Origin of the sequence: Glaciihabitans arcticus (genome assembly GCF_004310685.1) — a bacterium.
Classification (GTDB): domain Bacteria; phylum Actinomycetota; class Actinomycetes; order Actinomycetales; family Microbacteriaceae; genus Conyzicola; species Conyzicola arctica.
Window position 1 is genome coordinate 1,930,620 of record NZ_SISG01000001.1, and the last position, 22,203, is coordinate 1,952,822.

General features: G+C 65.1%; 24 protein-coding genes, 1 tRNA gene and 1 pseudogene. 12 read left to right on the forward strand and 14 right to left on the reverse strand.

Annotated features, from left to right (window positions below):
- Window positions 1-89: 89 nt before the first annotated feature.
- Complete coding sequence (locus EYE40_RS09355; protein WP_130981688.1) at window positions 90-737, forward strand: hypothetical protein; 648 nt, start codon at window positions 90-92, stop codon at window positions 735-737.
- Here EYE40_RS09355 and EYE40_RS09360 read toward each other — a convergent pair.
- From EYE40_RS09360 to EYE40_RS09370, 3 genes are read right to left on the reverse strand one after another with little or no spacing between them, the layout of a single operon-like run.
- The gene (locus EYE40_RS09360) at window positions 727-933 is read right to left on the reverse strand and encodes a hypervirulence associated TUDOR domain-containing protein (RefSeq protein WP_130981689.1); all 207 of its coding nucleotides are present in this window, start codon (window positions 931-933) and stop codon (window positions 727-729) included. The genes EYE40_RS09355 and EYE40_RS09360 overlap by 11 nt on opposite strands.
- Before the next feature lie 56 nt (window positions 934-989).
- Window positions 990-1,475, reverse strand: coding sequence for a VanZ family protein (locus tag EYE40_RS09365; RefSeq protein WP_130981690.1), 486 nt, complete (start codon window positions 1,473-1,475; stop codon window positions 990-992).
- 25 nt (window positions 1,476-1,500) lie between these two features.
- A complete protein-coding gene (locus EYE40_RS09370; RefSeq protein ID WP_130981691.1) occupies window positions 1,501-2,886 on the reverse strand; it encodes a pyridoxal phosphate-dependent decarboxylase family protein in 1,386 nt (461 codons plus the stop codon).
- Window positions 2,887-3,453: 567 nt separating this feature from the next.
- Here EYE40_RS09370 and EYE40_RS09375 point away from each other — a divergent pair.
- Window positions 3,454-3,810, forward strand: a complete 357-nt coding sequence (locus EYE40_RS09375; protein WP_130981692.1) for a hypothetical protein — start codon at window positions 3,454-3,456, stop codon at window positions 3,808-3,810.
- 2 nt (window positions 3,811-3,812) lie between these two features.
- On the forward strand, window positions 3,813-4,019 hold the full coding sequence (locus EYE40_RS09380; RefSeq protein WP_130981693.1) for a hypothetical protein: 207 nt from the start codon (window positions 3,813-3,815) through the stop codon (window positions 4,017-4,019).
- Between the two features lie 100 nt (window positions 4,020-4,119).
- On the opposite strand, the gene EYE40_RS09385 is transcribed toward EYE40_RS09380, so the two are convergent.
- The 3 genes from EYE40_RS09385 to EYE40_RS09395 are packed head-to-tail and all read right to left on the reverse strand — an operon-like array spanning window position 4,120 to window position 6,517.
- The gene (locus tag EYE40_RS09385; protein ID WP_130981694.1) at window positions 4,120-4,668 is read right to left on the reverse strand and encodes a hypothetical protein; all 549 of its coding nucleotides are present in this window, start codon (window positions 4,666-4,668) and stop codon (window positions 4,120-4,122) included.
- A 5-nt stretch (window positions 4,669-4,673) separates the two neighbouring features.
- Window positions 4,674-5,729: a hypothetical protein gene (locus EYE40_RS09390; protein ID WP_130981695.1), complete on the reverse strand. Its 1,056-nt coding sequence runs from the start codon at window positions 5,727-5,729 to the stop codon at window positions 4,674-4,676.
- A complete protein-coding gene (locus EYE40_RS09395) occupies window positions 5,726-6,517 on the reverse strand; it encodes a TIGR04255 family protein (protein WP_161972370.1) in 792 nt (263 codons plus the stop codon). The genes EYE40_RS09390 and EYE40_RS09395 overlap by 4 nt, the downstream gene beginning before the upstream one ends.
- Before the next feature lie 173 nt (window positions 6,518-6,690).
- Here EYE40_RS09395 and EYE40_RS15625 point away from each other — a divergent pair.
- Window positions 6,691-6,873, forward strand: a pseudogene (locus tag EYE40_RS15625) (site-specific integrase); the annotation flags it as partial.
- A gap of 48 nt (window positions 6,874-6,921) precedes the next feature.
- On the opposite strand, the gene EYE40_RS09405 reads toward EYE40_RS15625, so the two are convergent.
- The 4 genes from EYE40_RS09405 to EYE40_RS09420 form a co-directional block, all read right to left on the reverse strand.
- Window positions 6,922-6,993, reverse strand: a tRNA-Arg gene (locus tag EYE40_RS09405).
- 158 nt (window positions 6,994-7,151) lie between these two features.
- Window positions 7,152-8,405, reverse strand: a complete 1,254-nt coding sequence (locus tag EYE40_RS09410) for a CHAP domain-containing protein (protein WP_161972371.1) — start codon at window positions 8,403-8,405, stop codon at window positions 7,152-7,154.
- A 102-nt stretch (window positions 8,406-8,507) separates the two neighbouring features.
- Complete coding sequence (locus tag EYE40_RS09415) at window positions 8,508-9,005, reverse strand: HNH endonuclease (protein WP_130982875.1); 498 nt, start codon at window positions 9,003-9,005, stop codon at window positions 8,508-8,510.
- Between the two features lie 290 nt (window positions 9,006-9,295).
- Window positions 9,296-10,000, reverse strand: coding sequence for an iron-dependent transcriptional repressor DtxR (locus EYE40_RS09420; protein ID WP_130981698.1), 705 nt, complete (start codon window positions 9,998-10,000; stop codon window positions 9,296-9,298).
- Window positions 10,001-10,101: 101 nt separating this feature from the next.
- On the opposite strand from EYE40_RS09420, the gene serC reads away from it, so the two are divergent.
- Window positions 10,102-11,208 carry a phosphoserine transaminase gene (serC, locus tag EYE40_RS09425; RefSeq protein ID WP_130981699.1) on the forward strand — a complete coding sequence of 369 codons (1,107 nt, stop codon included), beginning with the start codon at window positions 10,102-10,104 and terminating at the stop codon, window positions 11,206-11,208.
- Window positions 11,209-11,362: 154 nt separating this feature from the next.
- Window positions 11,363-11,605: a DUF2530 domain-containing protein gene (locus EYE40_RS09430; RefSeq protein ID WP_130981700.1), complete on the forward strand. Its 243-nt coding sequence runs from the start codon at window positions 11,363-11,365 to the stop codon at window positions 11,603-11,605.
- On the opposite strand, the gene EYE40_RS09435 is transcribed toward EYE40_RS09430, so the two are convergent.
- Together EYE40_RS09435 and EYE40_RS09440 are read right to left on the reverse strand one after the other, a co-directional pair.
- Complete coding sequence (locus tag EYE40_RS09435; protein WP_130981701.1) at window positions 11,606-12,250, reverse strand: DUF3027 domain-containing protein; 645 nt, start codon at window positions 12,248-12,250, stop codon at window positions 11,606-11,608. It abuts the gene before it with no gap.
- Window positions 12,243-12,626 (reverse strand): cold-shock protein, encoded by a 384-nt coding sequence (locus EYE40_RS09440; RefSeq protein WP_130981702.1) that lies wholly within the window; start codon window positions 12,624-12,626, stop codon window positions 12,243-12,245. Before EYE40_RS09440 ends, EYE40_RS09435 begins: the two co-directional genes overlap by 8 nt.
- Window positions 12,627-12,748: 122 nt before the next feature.
- On the opposite strand from EYE40_RS09440, the gene EYE40_RS09445 reads away from it, so the two are divergent.
- The 6 genes from EYE40_RS09445 to EYE40_RS09470 are packed head-to-tail and all read left to right on the forward strand — an operon-like array spanning window position 12,749 to window position 19,305.
- The gene (locus EYE40_RS09445) at window positions 12,749-12,958 is read left to right on the forward strand and encodes a multidrug ABC transporter ATPase (RefSeq protein ID WP_154071857.1); all 210 of its coding nucleotides are present in this window, start codon (window positions 12,749-12,751) and stop codon (window positions 12,956-12,958) included.
- The gene (locus EYE40_RS09450; protein WP_130981704.1) at window positions 12,945-14,795 is read left to right on the forward strand and encodes a helicase-associated domain-containing protein; all 1,851 of its coding nucleotides are present in this window, start codon (window positions 12,945-12,947) and stop codon (window positions 14,793-14,795) included. Before EYE40_RS09445 ends, EYE40_RS09450 begins: the two co-directional genes overlap by 14 nt.
- Before the next feature lie 46 nt (window positions 14,796-14,841).
- Window positions 14,842-16,509: a DNA repair helicase XPB gene (locus EYE40_RS09455; protein ID WP_130981705.1), complete on the forward strand. Its 1,668-nt coding sequence runs from the start codon at window positions 14,842-14,844 to the stop codon at window positions 16,507-16,509.
- Window positions 16,510-16,564: 55 nt separating this feature from the next.
- The gene (locus tag EYE40_RS09460; RefSeq protein ID WP_130981706.1) at window positions 16,565-17,257 is read left to right on the forward strand and encodes a response regulator transcription factor; all 693 of its coding nucleotides are present in this window, start codon (window positions 16,565-16,567) and stop codon (window positions 17,255-17,257) included.
- Window positions 17,258-17,296: 39 nt separating this feature from the next.
- Window positions 17,297-18,976, forward strand: coding sequence for a sensor histidine kinase (locus tag EYE40_RS09465; protein ID WP_338029028.1), 1,680 nt, complete (start codon window positions 17,297-17,299; stop codon window positions 18,974-18,976).
- 38 nt (window positions 18,977-19,014) lie between these two features.
- The gene (locus EYE40_RS09470) at window positions 19,015-19,305 is read left to right on the forward strand and encodes a WXG100 family type VII secretion target (protein WP_130981707.1); all 291 of its coding nucleotides are present in this window, start codon (window positions 19,015-19,017) and stop codon (window positions 19,303-19,305) included.
- A gap of 116 nt (window positions 19,306-19,421) precedes the next feature.
- Here the strand turns inward: EYE40_RS09470 and groL are convergent, their stop codons facing one another.
- Together groL and EYE40_RS09480 are read right to left on the reverse strand one after the other, a co-directional pair.
- Window positions 19,422-21,050 carry a chaperonin GroEL gene (groL, locus tag EYE40_RS09475; RefSeq protein ID WP_130981708.1) on the reverse strand — a complete coding sequence of 543 codons (1,629 nt, stop codon included), beginning with the start codon at window positions 21,048-21,050 and terminating at the stop codon, window positions 19,422-19,424.
- 115 nt (window positions 21,051-21,165) lie between these two features.
- Window positions 21,166-22,200, reverse strand: coding sequence for a DUF3048 domain-containing protein (locus EYE40_RS09480; RefSeq protein ID WP_130981709.1), 1,035 nt, complete (start codon window positions 22,198-22,200; stop codon window positions 21,166-21,168).
- Between the last annotated feature and the right edge of the window lie 3 nt (window positions 22,201-22,203).

A 22,203-nucleotide genomic window follows, 5' to 3' on the forward strand; every position in this document is an offset into this window, starting at 1 on the left:
GGCCGTTCCTCGCACCGGCCGAGGCTGAGGCCCACGGAGACCTCGTCGTGCTGGAAACTCAGTCAACTGACCGCGGCGACTACCAGCACATGACAATCGACCCTGAGGCGGACGCGATGGTCTACAACGCCGAGCTGGTGCTTCCCGCCGCCACCGACACCGGCTTCACCGAAGACCAGATCCTCGAGGCCCAGAAAACCGCCGCGCGGCTGGTCGTCGAGTTCGGCCTTGACAGCACGGCCGCCGACGACACCTCCACTTTCGCCGAGTGGACGGACACGGCGACTGATGATGTGCTGGCCAGCCAGACGGGAGAGCTTTTCGCCGACGAGTCCAACCTCGTCTTCCGACAGGACAACAACGCGTCTCCCGACTTCATCCACGACGGCAAACCTCGAATGGATGACACCACCACCGTCACGCTCACCGAGGTGACAGGGGGTTCGGCCGACGCCGAGGGCAACTACCTCAGCTTCACTTTCCAGACCCTGATCAACTATCGCGCCACCGACGAGGCGGTCATCGCCGCGGTCGTGGCGGCCAGCCCCGAGGGAACCCTCGAGGAGGTCATGGCCGCACTGGTTCCCGAGGTTGCCGATGGCGAGGGTGAAAACCGCTGGGACGAGTCGGGCACCGTGCAGTACACGATGCTCTTCGACGAGGCGCAGGAACGCTGGCTGATCGGCGGCTACCACGCCAACTACGACGGTGGCTACAACCTACGAGCTAGCGACTAGTCAGCGCCGACCCCTTGTGCGCTGCCTTCGCATCGGTCTTGTCCGACTGCACGATGTAGGCGGGCTCATCGGAGGACGCGGTGAACTTCTGCCCATCGAACTCAAAGTCCTTGACCCGCTTCTCCTGCACCGTGCCGTGGGTCGGACCCTGCGAGGTGTTCCAGCTGACCTTGTCGCCCTTGATGAATTCGCTCATCGTCCGATCATCGCCCGCAGGTGCGGGTCGCGATAGGGGTCCCAGCGAACGCTGACCTAGGCCTTGCGACGCTTGACGAGCGCGACGATCACGAACCCGATCAGCACACCCGCTGCCGCCCCGGTCGAGTTGGCAATCCAGTCGTTGATGTCACACGCGCGCGACAGCAGACCGTGCAGCAGCTGCTGCACGATCTCGATGAGGGCGGACAAGGCGACCCCTGCGACGAACACCCAGATCGGCTTGCGCGTTGCCACCACGAAGAAGAGGGCCGGCAGCAGGAAGAGCCCGACATTGAAGATGTCCCGCAGCGGGTCATCCACCACCAGGTAACACTCCGCCGGAGGTAGCTGCTTGCCGTGCGGTGTGAGCGTCAAGAGGATGACGACCAGCAGCGCAGCTCCCCCGAGAAACCCCGAGATCCGGCGGCCTCGGTCACCGGCTCGCGCCAGCACGATCGCCAGCGCGATCAGGGCGAGAACGCCGACGATGAGGAGCACGCGCACGAGGGCGTAGTTGTCGGCGATAAACGTGGAGAGCATGGCTCATCCACGATAGGCGATGCGCTCAGCCCACCGCGTCCATCGCGCGAGCGACCGCGTTCACCGAGACGGCGACCTCCTCGGCATCCGTCGACCAGTTGCTCACGGAGATGCGCAGCACGTCGCGGCCCGCCCACGTGGAGCCCGACATCCAGACCGCGCCGTCGGCGATGAGCGCCTGGGTCACCGCGCGGGTGCGCTCGTCGCTGCCGAACGCCACCGAGATCTGGGTGAAGACCACATCGTTGAGCACCTCCACGCCGGGCAGCTTCGACAAGCCGTCGGCGAGCATGCGCGCGTTCTCGGCGAGGCGCTCGACGAGAGCTATCGTTCCGCTTCGTCCGAGGGACCGCAGTGCCGCCCAGACCGGGATGCCACGGGCGCGGCGCGAGAGCTCGGGAACCCGGTCCATCGGGTCGGCGATGCCTGCGTCATCCCGAATGAAATAGCTGGTGTGGGCGGTGAAGGCGGCCTGCACGGCACCGGGGCGCGCGACGATCGCGACGCCACAGTCGTAGGGAACATTGAGGGTCTTGTGCGCGTCGGTCGCCCACGAGTCGGCGGTGTCGACGCCGTCGAGCGCGTCACCCCAGCGCGGGCTGGCCGCGGCCCATAGCCCGAAGGCGCCATCGACGTGCACCCACGCTCCCCTCTTATGGGCCGCTTCGATGGTCTCGCGCATCGGGTCGAACGCGCCGGAGTGCAGGTTGCCGGCCTGCAGCGCGACGATGACGGGGCCGGTCGTCTGGTCGAGCGCCTCGATCAATGCACTGCTCTGGATGCGGCCCTGCCTGTCGGCTGCGATCTTCGTCGGCTCTCCGAGCCCGAGGTAGCGCAGCGCGAGCTCGACGGAGCTATGCACCTCGGCGCCGGCTAAGACGGTTACGCGCGGTGCGCCGGTGAGTCCGTCGCGGTTGACGTTCCACCCGGCCGCTTCGAGCACGGCGCCCCGACCGGCGGCGAGCCCGACGAAGTTGGCCATGGTCCCGCCGGTGGTGAAGCCGACGGCGCTGCCTTGCGGAAGTCCCAGCAGATCGACGATCCACGCCCCCGCCCGCTCCTCGATGGCGGCCGCCGCGGGGGTCGCGTAGCGCAGGCCGTTGTTCTGGTCCCAGGCGCTGACCATCCAGTCGGATGCGAGTGCCGCCGGCAGCGTGCCGCCCATCACCCAGCCGAAGAACCGTCCGGATCCGATCGCCATCAGTCCGGGCTCGGCCAGGCGAGCGAGCTCATCGATGACTTCGGTCGGGTCGGTCCCTCCCTCGGGGAGGTCTCGCTCGAAGGCCGCTTCCATCTGCTCGATGCCGTCGCGCGGCTTCACCGGCCTGTCTGGAAGCGAGTCCAGCCAGTCATGCGCGTGCTGCGCCGCTCGCCCGAGCGGCGCCCGATACTCCTCCGGCGACAGTGGCACGCGGCCAGAATACGCCGCTCGAAGTCGCTCGTGTAGGCCTACCTTTCGGGTGGTCGCGCCGCCTCTCTGTGAGGTGACGGCGGACTTCCCTTCAGCGCAGTTACCGTCGCCTGCCCCTCCCCCTGCCAAGCGCACTACTCAAGCGCTTGGCAAGAGTTTGTTCAGGAGGCAGCAACTCATTGGCTTTCGACTATCAAGACAACGTCCAGCTTTTGTGACAGAGTCTGCTGCACTGGTTGGCGTCACTGTGGGCGGGTGGAAGCCGCGCAGCTTTCACGCAACAATCTCCATGACATGTATGGGGTGGTTCTCCCGGTGCTTCGCAAAGAGTTCGGCTCCTAGGCCGCCAAACCTGCAATCGTGACAAGCTCGCAATGAGCGCATCCCCACAGAACGGCGTCAGGCCGTTTTGTCTGCCTTTCAGTAGCTCGGGGCTCTCTACTAATTCTGCTTTTCGCTGCGAGCAATCTACAGCGGCACGTCAGAAAGTGGGCACGAAGTGGGCACGGAGTCAGCTGTCAGAGACATAGACGAGTGAAGTTCTTCTTCTGGGGCTACCCTCGGGGTATGACCTTTTCCAAGTCCACTGTTGCCATGCTCACATACGCGATCAACTCCCTCGCCGCTCTCGACCCTGATGCCTCGGTGATCGATGTTCTTCGTCTCGCAGAGGCCGAGCGTCTCGTCGAGACGATTTTGGAGAGGGCTGACAAGCACGGGCTTGACGTTTCGTCCCTCCAGAAATGGTTCAAAGAAAACGCAAAGGACGTTGCGGCGCTTGATAACTACTACGCCCGCAGCACGAACGCGAACGACAGCGGCAAGTATTGGCTGCCTAACGGAGCCAACGGCTGGCTCTGGATCTCGTCTCTCACCATCGAGGGGTTCTTCATCACGCCAGATTCCGAACTGCCGGTGGCCTAACCATGACCGAGGACGTTCCCCGCAACAGAATCTTCGTCAACGGCTCCGAGATCAATGTCATCTCTGGTGACGTGTCCGCCATCGAGTCAATGATCTCGAAGAAAATTGCCGAGGGGGGTGGCTGGATCGAGTTCGGCACCGGCCACGGTATGCATTACAGCCTTCACGTGTCGGGCCAGACCACGGTGGTGGTTGAGTACCTCGACTAGACGGCGTAAATCAATTCCCCCATTTGAGAATCGAGAATTAGCGCCGCGAGCCGTGCTGATCCCACAACGTCAACTCGAATAAGTCCGTCGCCCGTGCTCATCAAGCCCCGACGGCGTCCTCTACGGCTTCAACTTCGACCGATTCGGGAGTGTCCTCCACCGCGTCGATTTCGGACAGCTCAGGGGTCGAGTCTCGTGATAGCGGAGTCTCCCGGAGAATGCGCGCAAGAGCCGTTCGCCAACGCGAGATCTGCTTCTTGGAAACATCGGCGGGCAGGGTTACGAGCGTGTGCGCGACATCACGGTCGGGCGCATCCTCCGTCCCGTCAGGGTAGGCGTCTTCGATGACGCCGAGTAGTTTCACCTTTTCGCCCTCTGCAGTTTCGCGCTCGACCGCGCGCACTTCGAGAGCCGTGGCAGATACGATTCGCCAAGTATCAATCTCAAGAACCACTTTACGTTGGAGGTCGTTCTCGATGAGCACAGCATCGTCGTAGAAGGAGAACCCGTCATCTCCGTAACTGAGCGCACCGGATTTCACCCGCATCACACCGCTGGTGCCTTGATCGAACCAGAAGTGCTGCTGGTCATCCGGGTTGTAACGGCGGAGTAGCAAGTGCTGTTTGTCTACAGAGTCACCCTTTGCCATCGTGCTTATTCGATGGGGAGGGGATAGCGAATCCGGCTAGCCATATCCGCCAGCAGCCCCGCGATCTGATCGTGGCGAGTCGTCGGCATGTCTTCTTCGACATCGAAGTCGAAGAGATCTACCCCGTGCTCATCCTGACCCCACACGGAGTAGGAACCATCGTCTGCGAACACCGCGCCGACCGCCGAGTCTGTGACCCAAGCGACCTCGATTGAACCGTCGGGCGATGCAGCAATTTGTGGTGTGGGTCCACCATCCACCACGAACGAATTCATGAAGGTGCGGAGGGACGCCCGAGCCTCGTCGGTGGGTTGTGCCTCGCCAGCCGCGATCAGTCGCGTGAGTTGTTTCGCGGCCTTCTCTAGCAAAGCGAATCGAGACAGCCGGAGATCGGCTGACATAGGCCGATGAGTGAGGGTGACTCCCCGCTTGTTCGAGCCGACGAACCAAGGGGTAAGGATGCCTCCACCCAGACCAAGCTCCCCAACGATGGGCAGCCAAGCGGTGAGGGCTTCGCTCCGACCGAAGATGCTCGGAAGCCACGTTGCGGGAACCGCAGGAACTTGCAGATCTGGAATGAGTGCATGAAGGTCGGGCATCAGCGAGGTGATGTCCGGGATCAGAGGGTGGATGTCTGGAACAAGCGCGTTGAAGTCCAAGCCGGGACTCCACAACTTCGGCAGGTAGCTCGAGATCCGGTGATTAAGCAAGTTGGAGATCCGCACAGCGTGCTCCACACGTGTCGTGCGAATCGAATCGGAGATGTCCGCAACGAAGATGGTTCTTGGGTGTTCAGCGCTTGGCTGTTGCGTGCTCGCTTCAGGGAGGGGAGCGCGTTCTTTAGCCGCGAAGACGCTCGGCAAACCAGCGACGGTCAAGTTGGTTCGGTAGATGTGATCGAGCAGCTCACGCGACAGTTTCTCCGTGAGGGCGTCATCGACAGAGGCAGGCTCGTGCGCCTTGGGAGCGACGAAGTTTCCGGAAACATTATTTCGATACGTCCCCCCGCCACTGTTCTTTGTGACTGAGCTACTGGGCGTGCGCGTGGCTACGAGTGTCATGCCTCTCGACTCCAATCTGCGTGCTTCGACTCTGAAGTGATGTTCGCAAACGTGTGAGAGCTGAGGGCGTGCGCGATGTCAATTGCGTGCAGAGGTTCACCCCCTGCAGCAAAAAGCACCTTGGTCGTGACGTTCAGGAGCAGCACGGATGGGTCACCCTGGAAAGGTTCGCCTGCCACCCAAATTTGAGCTGGATATGGATTCTCTTCCGAGGGCGCGACGCCTCGTGTGAACTGGAATCGCGTCCCCATGTCGTCGCCGGGTAGCTCACGCTCTGGGTGAGCGATCACGCTGATTACGTCCGCGTAGGTTTCGCCCTGGTTGAGTTGCACGTTATTGACGTAGGTGTACTCCGCAGCGATGGGTGCCGGAGCGCGCAAGTTGAATTCTCCGAGAAACTCAAGGAACTGATTCCACAGCGCCTCGTACTCTGCGCGAAGCATGTGATAGCCGGGGTATGGTGCGGGAGTGAAGTTGTGCCGCCAATTGAGGATGAGTCGGTCCGCTTGAGTCTGAACAAGAAGTCCGTCTTCGATTCCCTCAGCCCAGACTCGCACGGGCGGCGTTCCCTGTACGAATTCGAATGGCGGAGCGCTGTCATAGGTGGGCGGCATCCCACCCATTTCCGTGAGGATTGGGAAGCGCTGTGCCCATCGTTCCTGAAGGCGCGTCAGGCCAATGAATCCAAGTCCCTCGACAGGCGAAAATTCCACGCCCATTGCAGTCTCTGCTACAGGAGGGTTCTCGAATTTGGGTAGTGAGCTCTCTTCGTACCACGATGTCGCCACGTTTATGATTCTAGGTGCAAACGCCATGAGAACCCCTCACGCGAACGGGGGGCTTTCCTTCGCGTCGTCCTCTGCTCTTGTGACGTTCAAACTCCTGAAGCTCTTGTGCGAGGCGAGTACCCGCTTGAGCGCCTAGTCAGTCTCGACCTCGACGGCACCGATCAAAACCTCCCGCTGGCGCGAAGGTCAAAGCGGTCCAGCGGATGCTCGGCCACGCCTCCGCAGCAATGATATTGGACACCTACGCCGACCTCTTCGACGATGATGTGGACGCCGTTGCAGTAGCACTCAATGACGCAAGACGTATGTCAAGCGCAGTCAAAACGCAGTCGAAAGGTTCGGATCAAGAGATCTGAGGGGCCAACTTCCGCCTATTTGCTGGGAAGTTTGGTATGGATCGAGGGTGCCCCTGGAGGGACTCGAACCCCCAACCTGTTCCTTAGGACGGAATTGCTCTTCCATTGAGCTACAGAGGCTGGCTTGAAGAGTTTAGCGTGAGCGCGGTTTCGGAAGGCTCGCGATCCGCTCAACTCAGATTTCGATACGGCCGCGGGCGGCCTACTCAATCAGCGACGGGGAAATAAAGCAGTGAGCGCAGCGCTCAATCGCGGAGCGAAAGGCGCGCGGAGCGCTCCTAGCGCGGCGGCGCGTAGAGGTAGAGCGTGACCTCGGAGGCCGGGATCGTGCGCTGGCCGTAGAGGTGGTCGCTCTGGTGGTTGTACTCCTCGATGAGCACGGTCCCATCGGAGTTGACCTGCTTCACGTAGCCGACGTGATAGCCGAACCATGCGACGGCGCCAGCCTTGGGTGTGGTGCCGGTGGCCCATCCGTGCGCCTCCCAGGCGTACTTCCACTGGTAGGCATTGCCGCCGGAAGGGGTCAGGTCGAACCACGTGTACTTGAACGGGGCCTTGGTTGAGCCGGCGTCGACGTTGAGCTTCCAAGCCACGTAGTCGACACACTCGCGGTAGTAGTAGTTGAGCGGAGACATCCCGCCGCCCTGATTGTTCGAGAGCTCCGAGAACCAGGGGTAGTCGTCGCCCAGCTCGCGCGCGCCCGACGCCTCGTAGGCCTCGAAGTTCGCGATCTTGAGCGAGTTGGAGCGGGCATCGGCCAGCTCCGCCGCCGTGGTCGCCTCGAACGAGTCGCGCTCCGCCGACAGGCCGCCGGCGTCGGCCGCGACAGACAGCGAGACATCCGCCACCTTTGAGGATGCCGCGCTCGCAACGACAGCATCCGCATCAGCTGTCGGCAGCAGCGCGTAGGCCGGCAGGCAGACCGAAGCGAAGAGTCCCGTCACGGCGAAGATCGTCACGAAGGACGACAGCTTCTTACGCAGGGGCTTGCGCGGAGCTGGCGGTGCCGCCCGACGAGCCTTCACCGGAACCGCTGAGACCTGCGCCGCGTACGACGGCTGGAACGACAAAACCTCAGGTGCGGGGACCTGAGGTTGGGTGAGCGGACGAGCCGACGTGGGCCGGTGCTGTGCAATCTGCTCGGTCGTGACGATCGGGATGGAGAGCGTGGGGGTGGCGGTGACGGCGGCAACCACTGCGTCAACGGGCACGTCGACCGAGGCGACCGTCAGGGCCGCAGCCTGAGCCTCGGCGGCACGAGCGGCGCGACGGGTCAGGGGTGCGGCGGGAGCCTGAACGACGGGGGTGGTGACGACGGGAGCCTCGGTGGCGACCGGGGTCTCGAGCCAGGCGAGGGCGTCGGGAACGTGCGCCTCAACAGGCTGGGCGACGGGCGCAGCACGCCCGCGCAACTCGCGACGAGTAAGAGGTGCCGATTCAGCCGAGACAGCCGGTTCAACCGCTTCGCCGGTCACGGATCCGAAGAGCTCAGAGAGCCCGTCGACGCCGGAGGCGCTGCGTGATGAAACCAAAACTGACCTTTCGGGCAAGGCAATACTCATGCGGATGAATCAAAAGGGGATTCTTCGACCCTACGTGAGACAACCCGGTAATCACAAGTTGGTAACGGAGATTTACGCGGCGGGAGCGAGAAACTCTTCCCAATCGGGCTCGGAACGCTCGACTCCGCGCACCATCCAGGTGCTTCCGTGCGGCGGGCGCGGTGTCATCCTCAACGACCAGTTCATCTCCTGGGGCGTGCGATCACCCTTCAGGTTGTTGCACTTGAGGCAGCACGCGACGAGGTTCTCCCAGCTGTCCTTGCCGCCGCGCGAGCGGGGCAGGATGTGGTCGATCGTCGAGGCGGAGCCGGAGCAGTAGCCGCAGCGGCTGTTGTCGCGACGCAGAACGCCGCGACGGGAGACCGGGATGCTGCGCCCGCTCGGGATGCGCACGTAGCGACGCAGGATGATGACCGACGGGCGATCCCAGACCCCGTGGCTGCCCCAGACGGGGTGCCCCGTATCCGCGGCGATCACCGTCGCCTTCTCGTTCATCACGAGCACGAGTGCTCGCTTGAAAGACACCACTGCCAGGGGTTCGTACCCGGCGTTCAACACGAGCGTGCGCATCGTCATCCTTCCGAAAGCGCCTGCACGGCTTGCAGGCATTCGACTTGCGGGTTCCGAGACTTCATCGAGCCGGGAGCGAGAGGGAAACAAAAAAGGCACCGTCGGAATGACGATGCCTTGCTAGTTGCGACGTGACCGTATGGCCGCGCTGCGGATCCCACTGTGCCGTATGTAAAAGCGCGCGTGCGCGTCCGTGGTTTGGACGTCGCGCGTGCTCTGCATTCGGCTCTCCCTGAACTTCGGTGAACTCCAAGAGCTACAGATTAGCCCACGATGGGGCGCCGTGCTGGCTAGACGGTTGACGGCACGCTGACGAAAATGTGAACAGCTACCTCGTTGGGCAGCTCGAGTCCTTCGCCGTAGCCGTCGACCTCGACGAAGACGTACGAGCCCGCGGCCGAAACCCTGGCATCCGCACCCGGCATCACGCCCGCTGTTCGCAACTGCTGCAGAAGCTCCGGTTCGAACTGCACCGGTTCGCCCAGGCGCCGGATGACCGCGCTCACCGGCTCCGACGATCCACCGACCCGCTCCACAAGATTGACGACCCCGTCCATGAAGGCGGGGGCGGCTTCGTCGCCGAGCTCCTCGAGCCCGGGGATCGGGTTGCCGTACGGCGACTCCTTGGGGTGGTCGAGCATCTCGAGCACTCGGCGCTCGACCTGCTCGCTCATGACGTGCTCCCAGCGGCAAGCCTCGTCGTGTACGTAGGCCCAGTCGAGGCCGATCACGTCGTGCAGGAGGCGCTCGGCGAGACGGTGCTTGCGCAGAACGTGCACGGCCTTGCTGCGGCCGGCGGTTGTGAGTTCGAGGTGGCGGTCGCCTTCGACGACGACGAGACCGTCGCGCTCCATGCGGCCGATGGTCTGGCTTACGGTCGGGCCGGAGTGGCCGAGGCGCTCCGAGATGCGTGCGCGCAGGGGAACAATGTGCTCCTCCTCGAGGTCGAGGATCGTACGCAGGTACATCTCGGTGGTGTCAACGAGATCGGTCATGGGAGGCCCTCCAGCTGGCGCGTTTCGTAACAAGACTACTTGTTCACCCCTGCCCCTCGCCGACGGCTCGGTACCGGGTGGGCAAACAATAGAATTGCCCCATGGCGACCATAACCATCCCCTCCGACCTCCTGCCCATCGACGGACGGTTCGGCTGCGGCCCCTCCAAGGTTCGCCCCGAACAGCTCGCCTACCTCGCGGGTGCGGGGGCCTCGCTGTTCGGCACCTCCCACCGGCAGGCGCCGGTCAAGGACCTGGTCGGCCGCGTACGTTCCTCGCTCGCCTCGCTCTTCACGATCCCCGACGGCTACGAGGTGATCCTCGGCAACGGCGGCTCGACCGCCTTCTGGGATGCCGCCGCCTTCGGACTCATCCTGAACCGCAGCGAGAACCTGACCTTCGGCGAGTTCGGCTCCAAGTTTGCGGGCGCCGCCTCGGCCCCCTTCCTCACTGCGCCGCACGTGATCAACGCGCCGGCCGGCTCGCGCGCCGAGGTCGAGATTCTCGACGGCATCGACGTGTACGCCTGGCCGCAGAACGAGACCTCCACGGGCGTGCAGGCGCCGGTGACCCGGGTCTCGGCTGACGCACTGACCGTGATCGACGCGACGTCGGCCGCCGGTGGCATCCTCATCGATGCGTCTGAGGCGGATGTCTACTACTTCGCACCCCAGAAGAACTTTGCTTCGGATGGCGGCCTGTGGTTCGCCCTCTTCTCCCCCGCAGCTCTCGCCCGCGTGGAGGAGATCGCAGCCTCGGGTCGCTACATTCCCGAGTTCCTCTCGCTCAAGAATGCCGTCGACAACTCGCGCCTCAACCAGACGCTGAACACCCCGGCGATCTCGACGCTGCTGCTGCTCGAGAACCAGCTCGACTGGATCCACGCCTCCGGCGGCCTCGCCTGGGCAGACGCGCGCACCCGCCAGAGCTCGGGACTGCTCTACGACTGGGCCACCGCGTCGTCGTTCGCAACGCCGTTCGTCGAGAACGTGGATCACCGGTCGCAGGTCGTGGTGACGATCGACTTCGACTCTTCCGTCGACGCGGCTCTCGTCGCCTCGACGCTGCGCGAGAACGGCATCGTGGACACCGACCCGTACCGCAAGCTCGGACGCAACCAGCTGCGCGTCGCCACCTTCACCGCCATTGATCCGGATGACGTTCGCGCCCTCATCTCCTCCATCGACTACGTCGTCGGGGGGCTCTAGCCCTCCTTCGGCCTCGACTGCGCTCGACCACCGACCCCGCTGAATGTGCGGCAATTGGGGCGTGGCGCACCCAGAATCGCCGAATAGCCGCAATTCCAGGTAGCGGTCGGCGACACAGGCACCTTCGGGCAGGGGGTGCCGGTACGATCGGGGCATGAGATTGTGGCTCAAGGATTCCGAGCGGCGGGATGATCCGATACCGGCGAAGACGGATGACCGTCTCGCCGTCGCCGTCGGACTCATCGCCTGGGTCGTTGCGGGTGTCGTCGTATTGGTTGTGTCCAACCCGTTCGCCGGCGGGAACGCCATCGTCGCGTGGACCTGCGTCGCAGGAGTCGCGCTCGGCCTCGTCGGACTGGCCTACACGGGCCGCAGACACCGCCGCGGCCACAATTAGCTAGCGCTCGGCCGCGAAACCCTCGTCGGGATCGTCGTCGTCGGAGTCATCCGAATCGTCGTCCTCGTCCGAGTCGTCATCGTCGGAGTCATCCGAATCGTCGTCCTCGTCCGAGTCGTCGTCGTCGGAGTCGTCGTCGAGCTCGTCCGAGTCATCGTCATCCGACGCGTCGGAATCGTCCTCATCCTCTGAATCTTCATCCTCGGAGGCGAGCGCGTCGATGTCGACACCATCGAGGTCGCCGCCGTGGAGGACGTCGCTGCTGAGGTCGTCGTCGTCCTCGTCGTCATCCTCATCGTCGTCGGAATCGTCGGAATCAGAATCGGAATCCTCGGAGGAAACAGCTGCAGCGTCCTGCGCGGCCTTGTAGTCGGCGAGACGATCGCTCCACGGCACCCAGTCGGGTGCGAGCAGGGCGCCGTCGCCGGGGATCAGCTCGGTCTCGAGCACCGTCGGCTCAGTGTCGGGCAGCACGGCAAGCGAAACCGTCCACTTCCAGCCGGGGTATCCAGCGAGCGCCGACTCGAACTGGATAGTGACAGAGCCCTCAGCCTCGGTGACCTCGGAGACGAAGTCACCGATCGTGTCCGCCGGTGTGATCTCGAGGAGCATGTCGCGGGCGACGTCGGACAGGGGCTTAGGCATCCAGTTCATCTGCAAACTTGCGCAGCAACTGCGCGATCTTGGCGCCATGCGCCTTGTCGGGGTAGCGTCCGCGCTTCAGGTTCGAGCCGATGCCGTCGAGCACCTTCACGAGATCCTCGACGTGGATCGCCATGTCATCGGCGGAGCGCCGGTTCAGCTTTGCGAGCGACGGAGGAGCCTCGAGCACACGAACAGAGAGTGCCTGCGCACCCTTCTTGCCGTCGGCGATGCCGAACTCGAGCTTCGTTCCGGCCTTGACGCCGGTGGTGCCTGCGGGCAGGGCGGACGCGTGCAGGAAGACCTCCTGGCCGTCATCAGAACTGATGAAGCCGAAGCCCTTCTCCTCGTCGTAGAACTTGACCTTGCCGGTAGGCATCTTGGTTACTCCCTCATGGATGGTGCACTGGAGAACAGGCGCCAACGTGTTGGCCCTATCCTTGCACTGTGGCAAAAAACTCCCCAGTAGAAATCAATCGTAGCCAACGTGTGCTCGCCTTTATGATCGCGGGCATTATTCTGCTGTCCGTTGTGGCAATTTTCGCAACGCTGGGGTTGACCGCTGCCGGAGTCGACCTCACCGAGGGAGTCTTCCCCACCATCGTCGCCCTCCCCGCAATCGGGCTCCCGCTCGGCTTCGCTCTTGTCGTTGTGCTCCTCATTATGAGCGTCATCAAACGGGGACGCGCGGCTAAGGATGTCAGCAACTAGCATCTCCGCCCTCGCGCTGGCAGCTCGGCTGCGCCTGGAGAGCGACGAGGGGCTTGCGGACCTGCTGCGCTCACGGCAGGTCAAGGACGCAGGCATCCGGGACTTCTTCGACCTCGCCGAAAAGCTTCTCGACCCAGTGTCGGTACAGACCGCACTCTCCCGCCTCGACCGGCCCACGCTCGCAGCCATAGCCGCCGTCGCCCAGCGCGCACCCGAGCGTCCCACCGCCGCCGAGCTCGGCCTCGCCGACGCCGAAACCACCCTCGCCAACGCGCACGCCGAGGGCCTCATCGACAACGTCGACGGTGCCTGGTACCTCTACGACGCGGTCACCGTTGCCCTCGACGCCTGGCCCGCACAGGGGCTGCCCACCCTCGACGAGCTCGCCGAGCCTGCCCCCACCGCCCTCGAACCGGTCAGCCGAACGGATGCCGCGATCACCGACACCGCCGCGGCCGACAAGGCCTTCGGCACAACCACCGCCATCGCCGAACTCATCGCCGCCGTCGAGACCGAGCCGGCGCGCGAACTCGCTCGCGGCGGAATCGCCCTGCCCGACTCCCGTCGCCTCGCGGAGGCCGCGTCCGTCGCACTCGAAGACGTGCCGGCCCTGCAGTCGATCGCCGAGCGCGCCGGACTCATCGGGCTGGAAGGCGGGCTCTGGCTGCCGACCGTCGCCGCCGCCGACTGGATGCTGCAGCCCACCGCCGACCGTTGGGCCCGCCTCGCCGGCGCCTGGCTCGAGCGGCTGCCCAGCGACATCCGCGGCCTGCTCGGCGGGCGCGCCCACGCGCTCTGGGGCGAGCACTTCGAGGATTACCTCGACTGGCTCTACCCGGCCGGCGGCGACTGGATGCGCGACCGTGTCATTACCCACACCAACGCCGCGACCCTGCTCGGCATCGTGGCCGGCCAGGTGCCGAGCACCCCAGGCTCCGCCCTGCTCGCGGCCGGCGCCGAAGCTGCCGCGAAAGCCATGACGCCGCTGTTCCCGCGCGAGGTCAGCCAGGTCTACCTGCAGCACGACCTCTCCATCGTCTCCCCCGGCCCCCTCGAGCCGCGCCTCGACGCGCACCTGCGCACCATGGCAACGGTCGAGAGCCGCGCCCTCGCCACCAGTTACCGGGTTTCTCCCGCGAGCCTCAACCGGGCGCTCGCGGCCGGCGAGACAGCCGAGAGCATCACGGCGTTCTTCGAGACGCTCGCCCTGACCGGAATCCCGCAGCCGCTCGCCTACCTCGTGGCCGAGAGCGCGACGCGCTACGGGCTGCTGCGGGTAGGGGTTGTGAGCGAGGCCGAGGACACCAATGGGCGTGTTGCGCGCAGTTACATCCGCTCGCCTGATGAGACGCTGCTGCGCACCGTGAAGGTCGACCACGCGCTGGCCGGTCTGGGCCTGCAGGCCGACGCGTCGGGCCGGCTCACCAGCCGGTTCGATCCCGCAACGGTCTTCTGGGCGCTGAACGACGCCCGTTACCCGGTCGCCGCTGAGAACGAGGATGCCACGATCATCGCGCTCGAACGCGGCCGCACAGCGAGGCAGCTCAGGCCGACAGCCCCCGACGCAGCCCTCGTGCTGGTGGAGAGGCTGCGCCTGCTCACCCGGGACCAGCCCGGCGAGTCCGGCACGGACTGGCTCGCGCACCAGCTGGATGTGGCTATCCGGGCGAAGCTGACCGTGACCGTCGCGGTCACCGTACAGGACGGCTCCACCGTCACGTACACGGTGCAGCCGACGAGCGTCGCGGGCGGCCGACTGCGCGCCCTCGACCGCATCGCCGACATCGAGCGCACGCTCCCCCTCACCCGCATCACCGCGGTCGGCAGCCCCGACTAGCGACCACAGCCAGCACTCGCACATGCGCCCCGACTAAACTGTCGAGGTGAATTCGACGGAAGCACCCAATGGTCCTCTGATCGTGCAGAGCGACAGGACTGTGCTCCTCGAGGTGGCGCACCCCGACGCTGACGACGCCCGGCACGACCTTTCCGTCTTCGCGGAGCTGGAGCGGGCGCCCGAGCACATCCACACCTATCGCATCACGCGACTGGGACTGTGGAACGCACGCGCCGCCGGCCACACCGCCGAGGACATGCTCGCGACGCTGACCAAGTACTCGCGCTTTGCGATCCCGCAGAGTGTCTCGGTCGACATCACCGAGACGGTCGGCCGCTACGGTCGCCTGGTCATCGAGCGTGATGAGGATGGCGTCCTGACGCTCACCGCCACCGACGCCGCAGTGCTCTCGGAGATCTCCCGCGCGCGCAAGGTCGCGTCGCTGCTCTTCGAGAAGCGCGGCCCCAACACGTTCGTCATGCAGCCGTGGGCTCGCGGCCAGCTCAAGCAGGAGCTGCTGAAGCTCGGCTGGCCAGCCGAGGACCTCGCCGGCTACACCCCCGGCACCCCGCACGACATCACGCTCAACAACGCGGGCGGCTGGGCTCTTCGCGACTATCAGAACAAGGCCGTGGCGAGTTTCTTCGACAACGGTTCGGGCGTCGTCGTGCTGCCCTGTGGCGCAGGTAAGACGCTCGTCGGCGCCGGGGCGATGGCCGTCGGAAAGACGACCACTCTCATCCTCGTCACGAACACCGTGTCTGCGCGCCAGTGGCGGGCCGAACTGCTCAAGCGCACGTCGCTGACCGAAGACGAGATCGGCGAGTACTCCGGACAGGTCAAAGAGGTGAAGCCGGTCACGATTGCGACGTACCAGATCCTCACCGCGAAGCGGAAAGGCGAGTACGCGCACCTCGCCCTGCTGGACGCGCTCGACTGGGGACTCGTAATCTACGACGAGGTGCACCTGCTGCCGGCCCCCGTCTTCAAGCTCACCGCCGAACTGCAGGCCCGCCGCCGCCTCGGCCTCACCGCGACCCTCGTGCGCGAGGACGGTCGTGAGGGCGACGTGTTCAGCCTCATCGGCCCCAAGCGCTTCGACGCCCCGTGGAAGGAGATCGAAGCCCAGGGCTTCATCTCCCCCGCCTCGTGCTTCGAGGTGCGCGTGGACCTGCCCGAGATGGAGCGCCTCGAGTACGCGGCCTCCGCCGACGACGAGCGCTACCGCCTCGCCGCGACGGCCCCGGCCAAGCTCGCGGTCGTGCGTCGGCTGGTCGACAAGCACGCCGGTGAGCGCATTCTCGTGATCGGCCAGTATCTGGACCAGATCGAGCAGCTGGCGGATGCGCTGGGCGCCCCGTCGCTCACCGGAGCCACCCCGATCGCCGAGCGCGAGCGTCTCTACGAGGCATTCCGCACCGGCGAGACCAAGGTTCTTGTGGTGTCGAAGGTCGCCAACTTCTCCATCGACCTGCCCGAGGCCTCGGTCGCAATCCAGGTCAGCGGCTCGTTCGGCTCCCGCCAGGAGGAGGCCCAGCGCCTAGGTCGACTGCTGCGCCCCAAGGAGAGCGGCCTGCAGGCCAACTTCTACACACTCGTCGCGCGCGACACGGTGGACCAGGATTTCGCGCAGAACCGCCAGCGTTTCCTCGCCGAACAGGGCTACAGCTACACGATCCTCGACGCCGAATCGCTGGACGCCGCAGCGGTCTAAAGCGCCCCGCTGCGGCTCACAGATTACGTCCAGCCAACACGCAGATACTTACTGCATGAGTGACGGACCCAAGATTCTGATCGTTGACGACGAACCGAACATTCGCGACCTTCTGACCACGAGCCTTCGCTTTGCGGGTTTCGCGGTTCGTGCGGTCGGGAACGGTGCGCAGGCCATCTCGGCAGTGCTCGAGGAGGAGCCGGATCTCATCATCCTCGACGTGATGCTGCCCGACATCAACGGGTTCGGTGTGACGAAGCGACTGCGGGCGAGCGGCTACACCGCCCCCATCCTCTTCCTCACCGCCAAGGACGACACCGAAGACAAGATCACCGGCCTCACCGTCGGTGGCGACGACTACGTCACCAAGCCGTTCAGCCTCGACGAGATCGTGGCTCGCATCAAGGCCATCCTGCGTCGCACCATGCAGGATGACGAAGAGGCGATCATCCGTGCTGGCGAACTCACCATGGACCAGGACACCCACGAGGTGACCATCGGCACCGAGCAGGTCGAGCTCAGCCCCACCGAATTCAAGCTTCTCCGCTACCTCATGCTCAACCCGAACCGGGTGCTGTCGAAGGCACAGATTCTCGACCACGTGTGGGAGTACGATTTCAACGGTGACGCCGGAATCGTTGAGAGCTACATCTCCTACCTTCGTCGCAAGCTCGACCAGTTCTCCGAGGAGCCGGTCATCCAGACCAAGCGCGGCTTCGGATACATGCTCAAGGCTGCACGGGTCTAATTTCGTGAGGTGTGAGTCGCCGTGCTGATGCACGAGCGCGTGGAACGACGGTGGAACGCCATCTCTCTGCGTACCAAGATGACGGGCGTCAGCGTGCTGCTGCTGACCCTCGGGCTCCTGGCCGCCGGGCTCGGATCGATGTACGTGCTGCGCACCTATTTGACCGACGAGGTCGACGTCAAGATCAAGGCCTTCTACCCGAACATCAACGCCTCGGTCATCGACTTCGACGACTCCCCCGAGGGCGTCTCGTGCGTCGTCACCTCGCTGCCGATCGCGTACTACGTGGCCGTGCTCGACTCGACCGGCCACGTGCTCTGCAGCAACCGCAGCTCGCCCAACGCGCGACCCAACGACAGCGACGTCTCCAAGAACTTCAAGACCTCCAACGACGAGATCTTCACCGTCAAGGGCGACGCCACCACCGCTCAGTGGCGGGTCAAGACCTGGCCGATCACCATGGTGCAATCCGGCCAGTACGCGAACATCGCCGTCGGCCTCTCCCTCGGTGAGACGGATGCCGCGATCGCCCGGTTCGCCGCCATCTTCCTGTTCTTCGGCCTCACCGTGGTGGTCGTCGGCGCAGCCCTCACGCGGCTCCTTGTCACCTCCACGTTCACGCCCCTGCGGGAAGTCGAGACAACGGCTGCCCGGTTCGCGGCCGGGGACTTCAGCCAGCGCCTCTCCGGCGCCACGCCCAACACCGAGGTCGGGCGCCTCAACCGCTCCCTCAACGTGATGCTCAACCGCATCGACCGGGCCTTCGCCGACCGCTCCAAGACCATCGACCAGATGCGGCGCTTCGTCGGCGACGCCTCCCACGAACTGCGCACGCCCCTCGTGTCCGTTCGCGGATACGCCGAGCTGTACCGCATGGGGGCCCTCACCACACCCGAAGACGTCGGCCAGGCCATGGAACGCATCGAGAAGGAGGCGATCCGCATGGGTGAGCTCGTCGCCGACCTGCTCGAGCTCGCGCGCATCGATGAGGCGAAGCCCCTGCAACTCGCGGCGGTGGACCTCGTGCCGATCGCCAGGGACGCCTCCCTCGACGCGATGGCCGCGGCACCCGATCGACCCGTCACCGTCGTCATCTCGCTGCAGCCCGACCCGGAGCCCGAGCCGCCGGAGGCCGAGCCTGTGGTGGAGCCGGAGTCCGCTGCATCCTCGCCTCGCACGCCCGGGCGGCAGGTCAGTCGCGCCACCAGCCCCATCGCATTCGCCGGGGCCACCATCGCCCGCCTGCGGTCGCTGCGTGCCCGACCGGTCAAGCCGGTCGACGCCTCCGTCGAGGTTCCCGAGCTGGTCGAACGCGCGCACGTGCTCGTGCTCGCCGAAGAGAACAAGCTGCGCCAGGTGCTCACCAACCTGATCGGCAACGCGATTCGCTTCTCCCCCGCCGGCGGCCCGATCGAGATCGGCGTGGAGGTGGACGAGAACGCGAGCCTCGGAATCCTCTCGGTCATCGACCACGGCGAGGGCATCCCGCCGCAGATTCGCGACAAGATCTTCCAGCGCTTCTGGCGTGCCGACTCCTCGCGCAACCGCGACACCGGCGGCTCCGGCCTCGGCCTTGCAATCGTCGCGGGCATCGTCGCGGCCCACCACGGCGAGGTACAGATCGTGGAGACGCCCGGCGGAGGAGCCACATTCCGCGTGCTGCTTCCTCTCCTTCAACCCGGCCAGGAACTGCCGGCTGTCACCAGCTCACCCATCTAACAGCCCGGGCGCGGGATGTCCCGGCTACCGTCAGCCGCATGACCAGGTATCAGGTAGACAGCGAAGCAGTACTCACCAGCTCGTCATCGGTGCACGCCGCCATCGGGCGGATCCGCGCCGAGGTTGCGGGACTCACCGGGCAGCTCACCGCCCTCGAGCAGCAGTGGAACGGTCCGGCGGCAGCCGCGTTCCAGGCCGGGGTCGCCGAGTGGCGGGGCACCCAGCAGCGCGTGGAGGAGAACCTCGGCGCCATCGGATCCGCCCTCGGCCACGCCGGCCAGGGCTACGCCGACGTCGAGGCGACGAACGCGCGGCTGTTCGGGCGGTGAGTTACCTCGAGCGGCCCATGCGGGTCGCTCGCGACGGGCGACTTGCGGCAACTCACGATGGTTAAACGCAGAACGGGCGCCCTCCCGAAGGAGGACGCCCGTTCCGTTACTCAGACTTAGAAGTCCATGCCACCCGACGGGTCACCCATCGGAGCGGGGTTCTTCTCGGGCTTCTCGGCGACGACTGCCTCGGTGGTGAGGAAGAGGCCGGCGATCGACGCGGCGTTGAGCAGCGCGGAACGCGTTACCTTCACCGGGTCATTGATGCCTGCTGCGAGCATGTCGACGTACTCACCGGTCGCGGCGTTGAGGCCCTGGCCGACGGGAAGGTGACGCACCTTGTCAGCGACGACACCGGGCTCGAGACCGGCGTTGAGCGCGATCTGCTTGAGCGGTGCATCGATGGCAACGCGAACGATGTTCGCGCCTGTGGCCTCGTCGCCGACGAGGTTCTTGACGGCGTCCGACTCGAAGGCGATCTTGCCGGCCTGGATGAGCGCAACGCCACCACCGGCGACGATGCCCTCTTCGACTGCTGCCTTGGCGTTACGCACTGCATCCTCGATGCGGTGCTTGCGCTCCTTGAGCTCGACCTCGGTCGCGGCTCCGGCCTTGATGACTGCAACGCCACCGGCCAGCTTGGCCAGGCGCTCCTGCAGCTTCTCGCGGTCGTAGTCGGAATCGGTGTTCTCGATCTCGGCACGGATCTGCTTGACGCGACCGGCGATGGCGTCGGCGTCGCCGGTGCCCTCGATGATCGTGGTCTCGTCCTTGGTGATGACGACCTTGCGGGCGCGTCCCAGCAGGTCGAGGGTGGCGTTCTCAAGCTTGAGTCCGACCTCCTCGGAGATGACCTGGCCACCGGTGAGGATGGCGATGTCCTGCAGCTGCGCCTTGCGACGGTCACCGAAGCCGGGAGCCTTGACGGCGACCGACTTGAAGATGCCACGGATCTTGTTGACGACGAGGGTCGCGAGAGCCTCTCCGTCGACGTCCTCGGCGATGATGAGGAGCTGCTTGCCCGACTGGATGACCTTGTCCACGATGGGGAGCAGGTCCTTGATGTTCGAGATCTTGCCGTTGACGATCAGGATGTAGGGGTCTTCGAAGACCGCTTCCTGGCGCTCGGGGTCGGTGACGAAGTATGCCGACAGGTAACCCTTGTCGAAGCGCATGCCCTCGGTCAGCTCGAGCTCGGTGCCGAAGGTGTTCGACTCCTCGACGGTGACGACGCCTTCCTTGCCGACCTTATCGATGGCCTCTGCGATGAGAGCGCCGATCTCGGGGTCACCGGCGGAGATGGACGCAGTTGCGGCGATCTCTTCCTTGGTCTCGATCTCCTTGGCGGAGGCAATGAGCGCCTCGATGACCGCAGCGGTGGCCTTCTCGATACCGCGCTTGAGGCTGATCGGGTCGGCGCCTGCGGCGACGTTGCGGAGTCCTTCGCGAACGAGGGCCTGGGCGAGAACGACAGACGTGGTCGTGCCGTCTCCGGCAACGTCATCCGTCTTCTTCGCTACCTCTTTGACGAGCTCGGCACCGATCTTCTCGTACGGGTCGTCGAGTTCGATCTCCTTGGCGATGGACACACCGTCGTTCGTGATGGTGGGTGCGCCCCACTTCTTCTCGAGAACGACGTTGCGACCGCGCGGGCCGAGGGTGACCTTGACGGCGTCGGCCAGGATGTTCAGGCCGCGCTCGAGGCCGCGACGGGCCTCTTCGTTGAAAGCAATGATCTTTGCCATGTGTGTTTCTCGTCCCTCCCGGACGTCGTACAACGTGAATTCTTTAGCACTCGGGGTGTACGAGTGCCAGAGACAAAATTAGCACTCGCCCTATGCGAGTGCAAGGCGAGCCGGCTCAGTTCGCGGGTGGCGCAAACGACACGGAGCCGCTGGACGGCACCATCTCGATCCAGGTGTTGCCGGGCGCCAGGCGAATGACTGCGCCATTGTCGTCGACGAGGCGGATGCGCGCCGTCGGTGACCGCTTCGACCATGACGCGTGCACCGTGGCCCCGCCCGTCGACACCCACCCCTCGCCCTTGCCGATGAGCTGCGTCTTGGGAACGCCGAGCCCGCTGTCGACGGTCACGCGCAGCACGACGACGTTTGTGGCGGAAAGCTGCTTGCCGGTGGTGGCAGTGTCGACCGCTCCCCCGGTCTGGAAGCGCAGCCAGTTGGAACTCTTGGCATCCCAGGCCCAGACCGGGGTCGACGCCTGGCCGAACTTCAACGTGATGCGGGCGGTCGGCTTGCCGTCCTTCGCCGCCGTCGAGGTGGCGGTGTCGACCGCGTACCCGAACTGCTGCACGGGAGGCTTCAGGTCGCTGTGCTGCTTGACCACGACGGACGCCTTGACCAGCACGTTGTGCGGAGCGCGCTTCGTCGGCGTGCGGTAGAACGTGTCGGCGGTGTCGCGCTGCCCGTGGATCGCGTTGTAGACGGGGGCGGCCTTCATCAGCTCGACGAAACGGTACTGCCCGCCCGAGTAGGCGATGATGCCGCCGAAGGAGGAGACGATGTCGGGATCCATGGGGCGGATGGAGCGCACCGGCCCGAGCTCCGCCGGGATCTTCGACTGCCAGATCGCGACGTAGCGCGTGAGGCCGCCCTCGACGAGTTCCTCGAAGACGATGTCGGTCGTCTCGAGACCGACCTGCGGGCGCGCAGCCGGGTGGTTGTCGATCTTCGCCGCGATCGACGGGTTGACTGCGGTGCCCGCCGCAATCGGGCGACCACTGAGCGGCGCGATGGTGATCGCTTCGGGGGGTGCGTAGGTCGAGGTGAACTCGGGGGTCGGCACCGGCATCGGGCCGGCCTCCGTGCAGCCGGTGAGGATGAGTGCGCCGAGCACCACGACCGCGATGGCTGCGGTGCTCCGGCGACGTGTCATGGG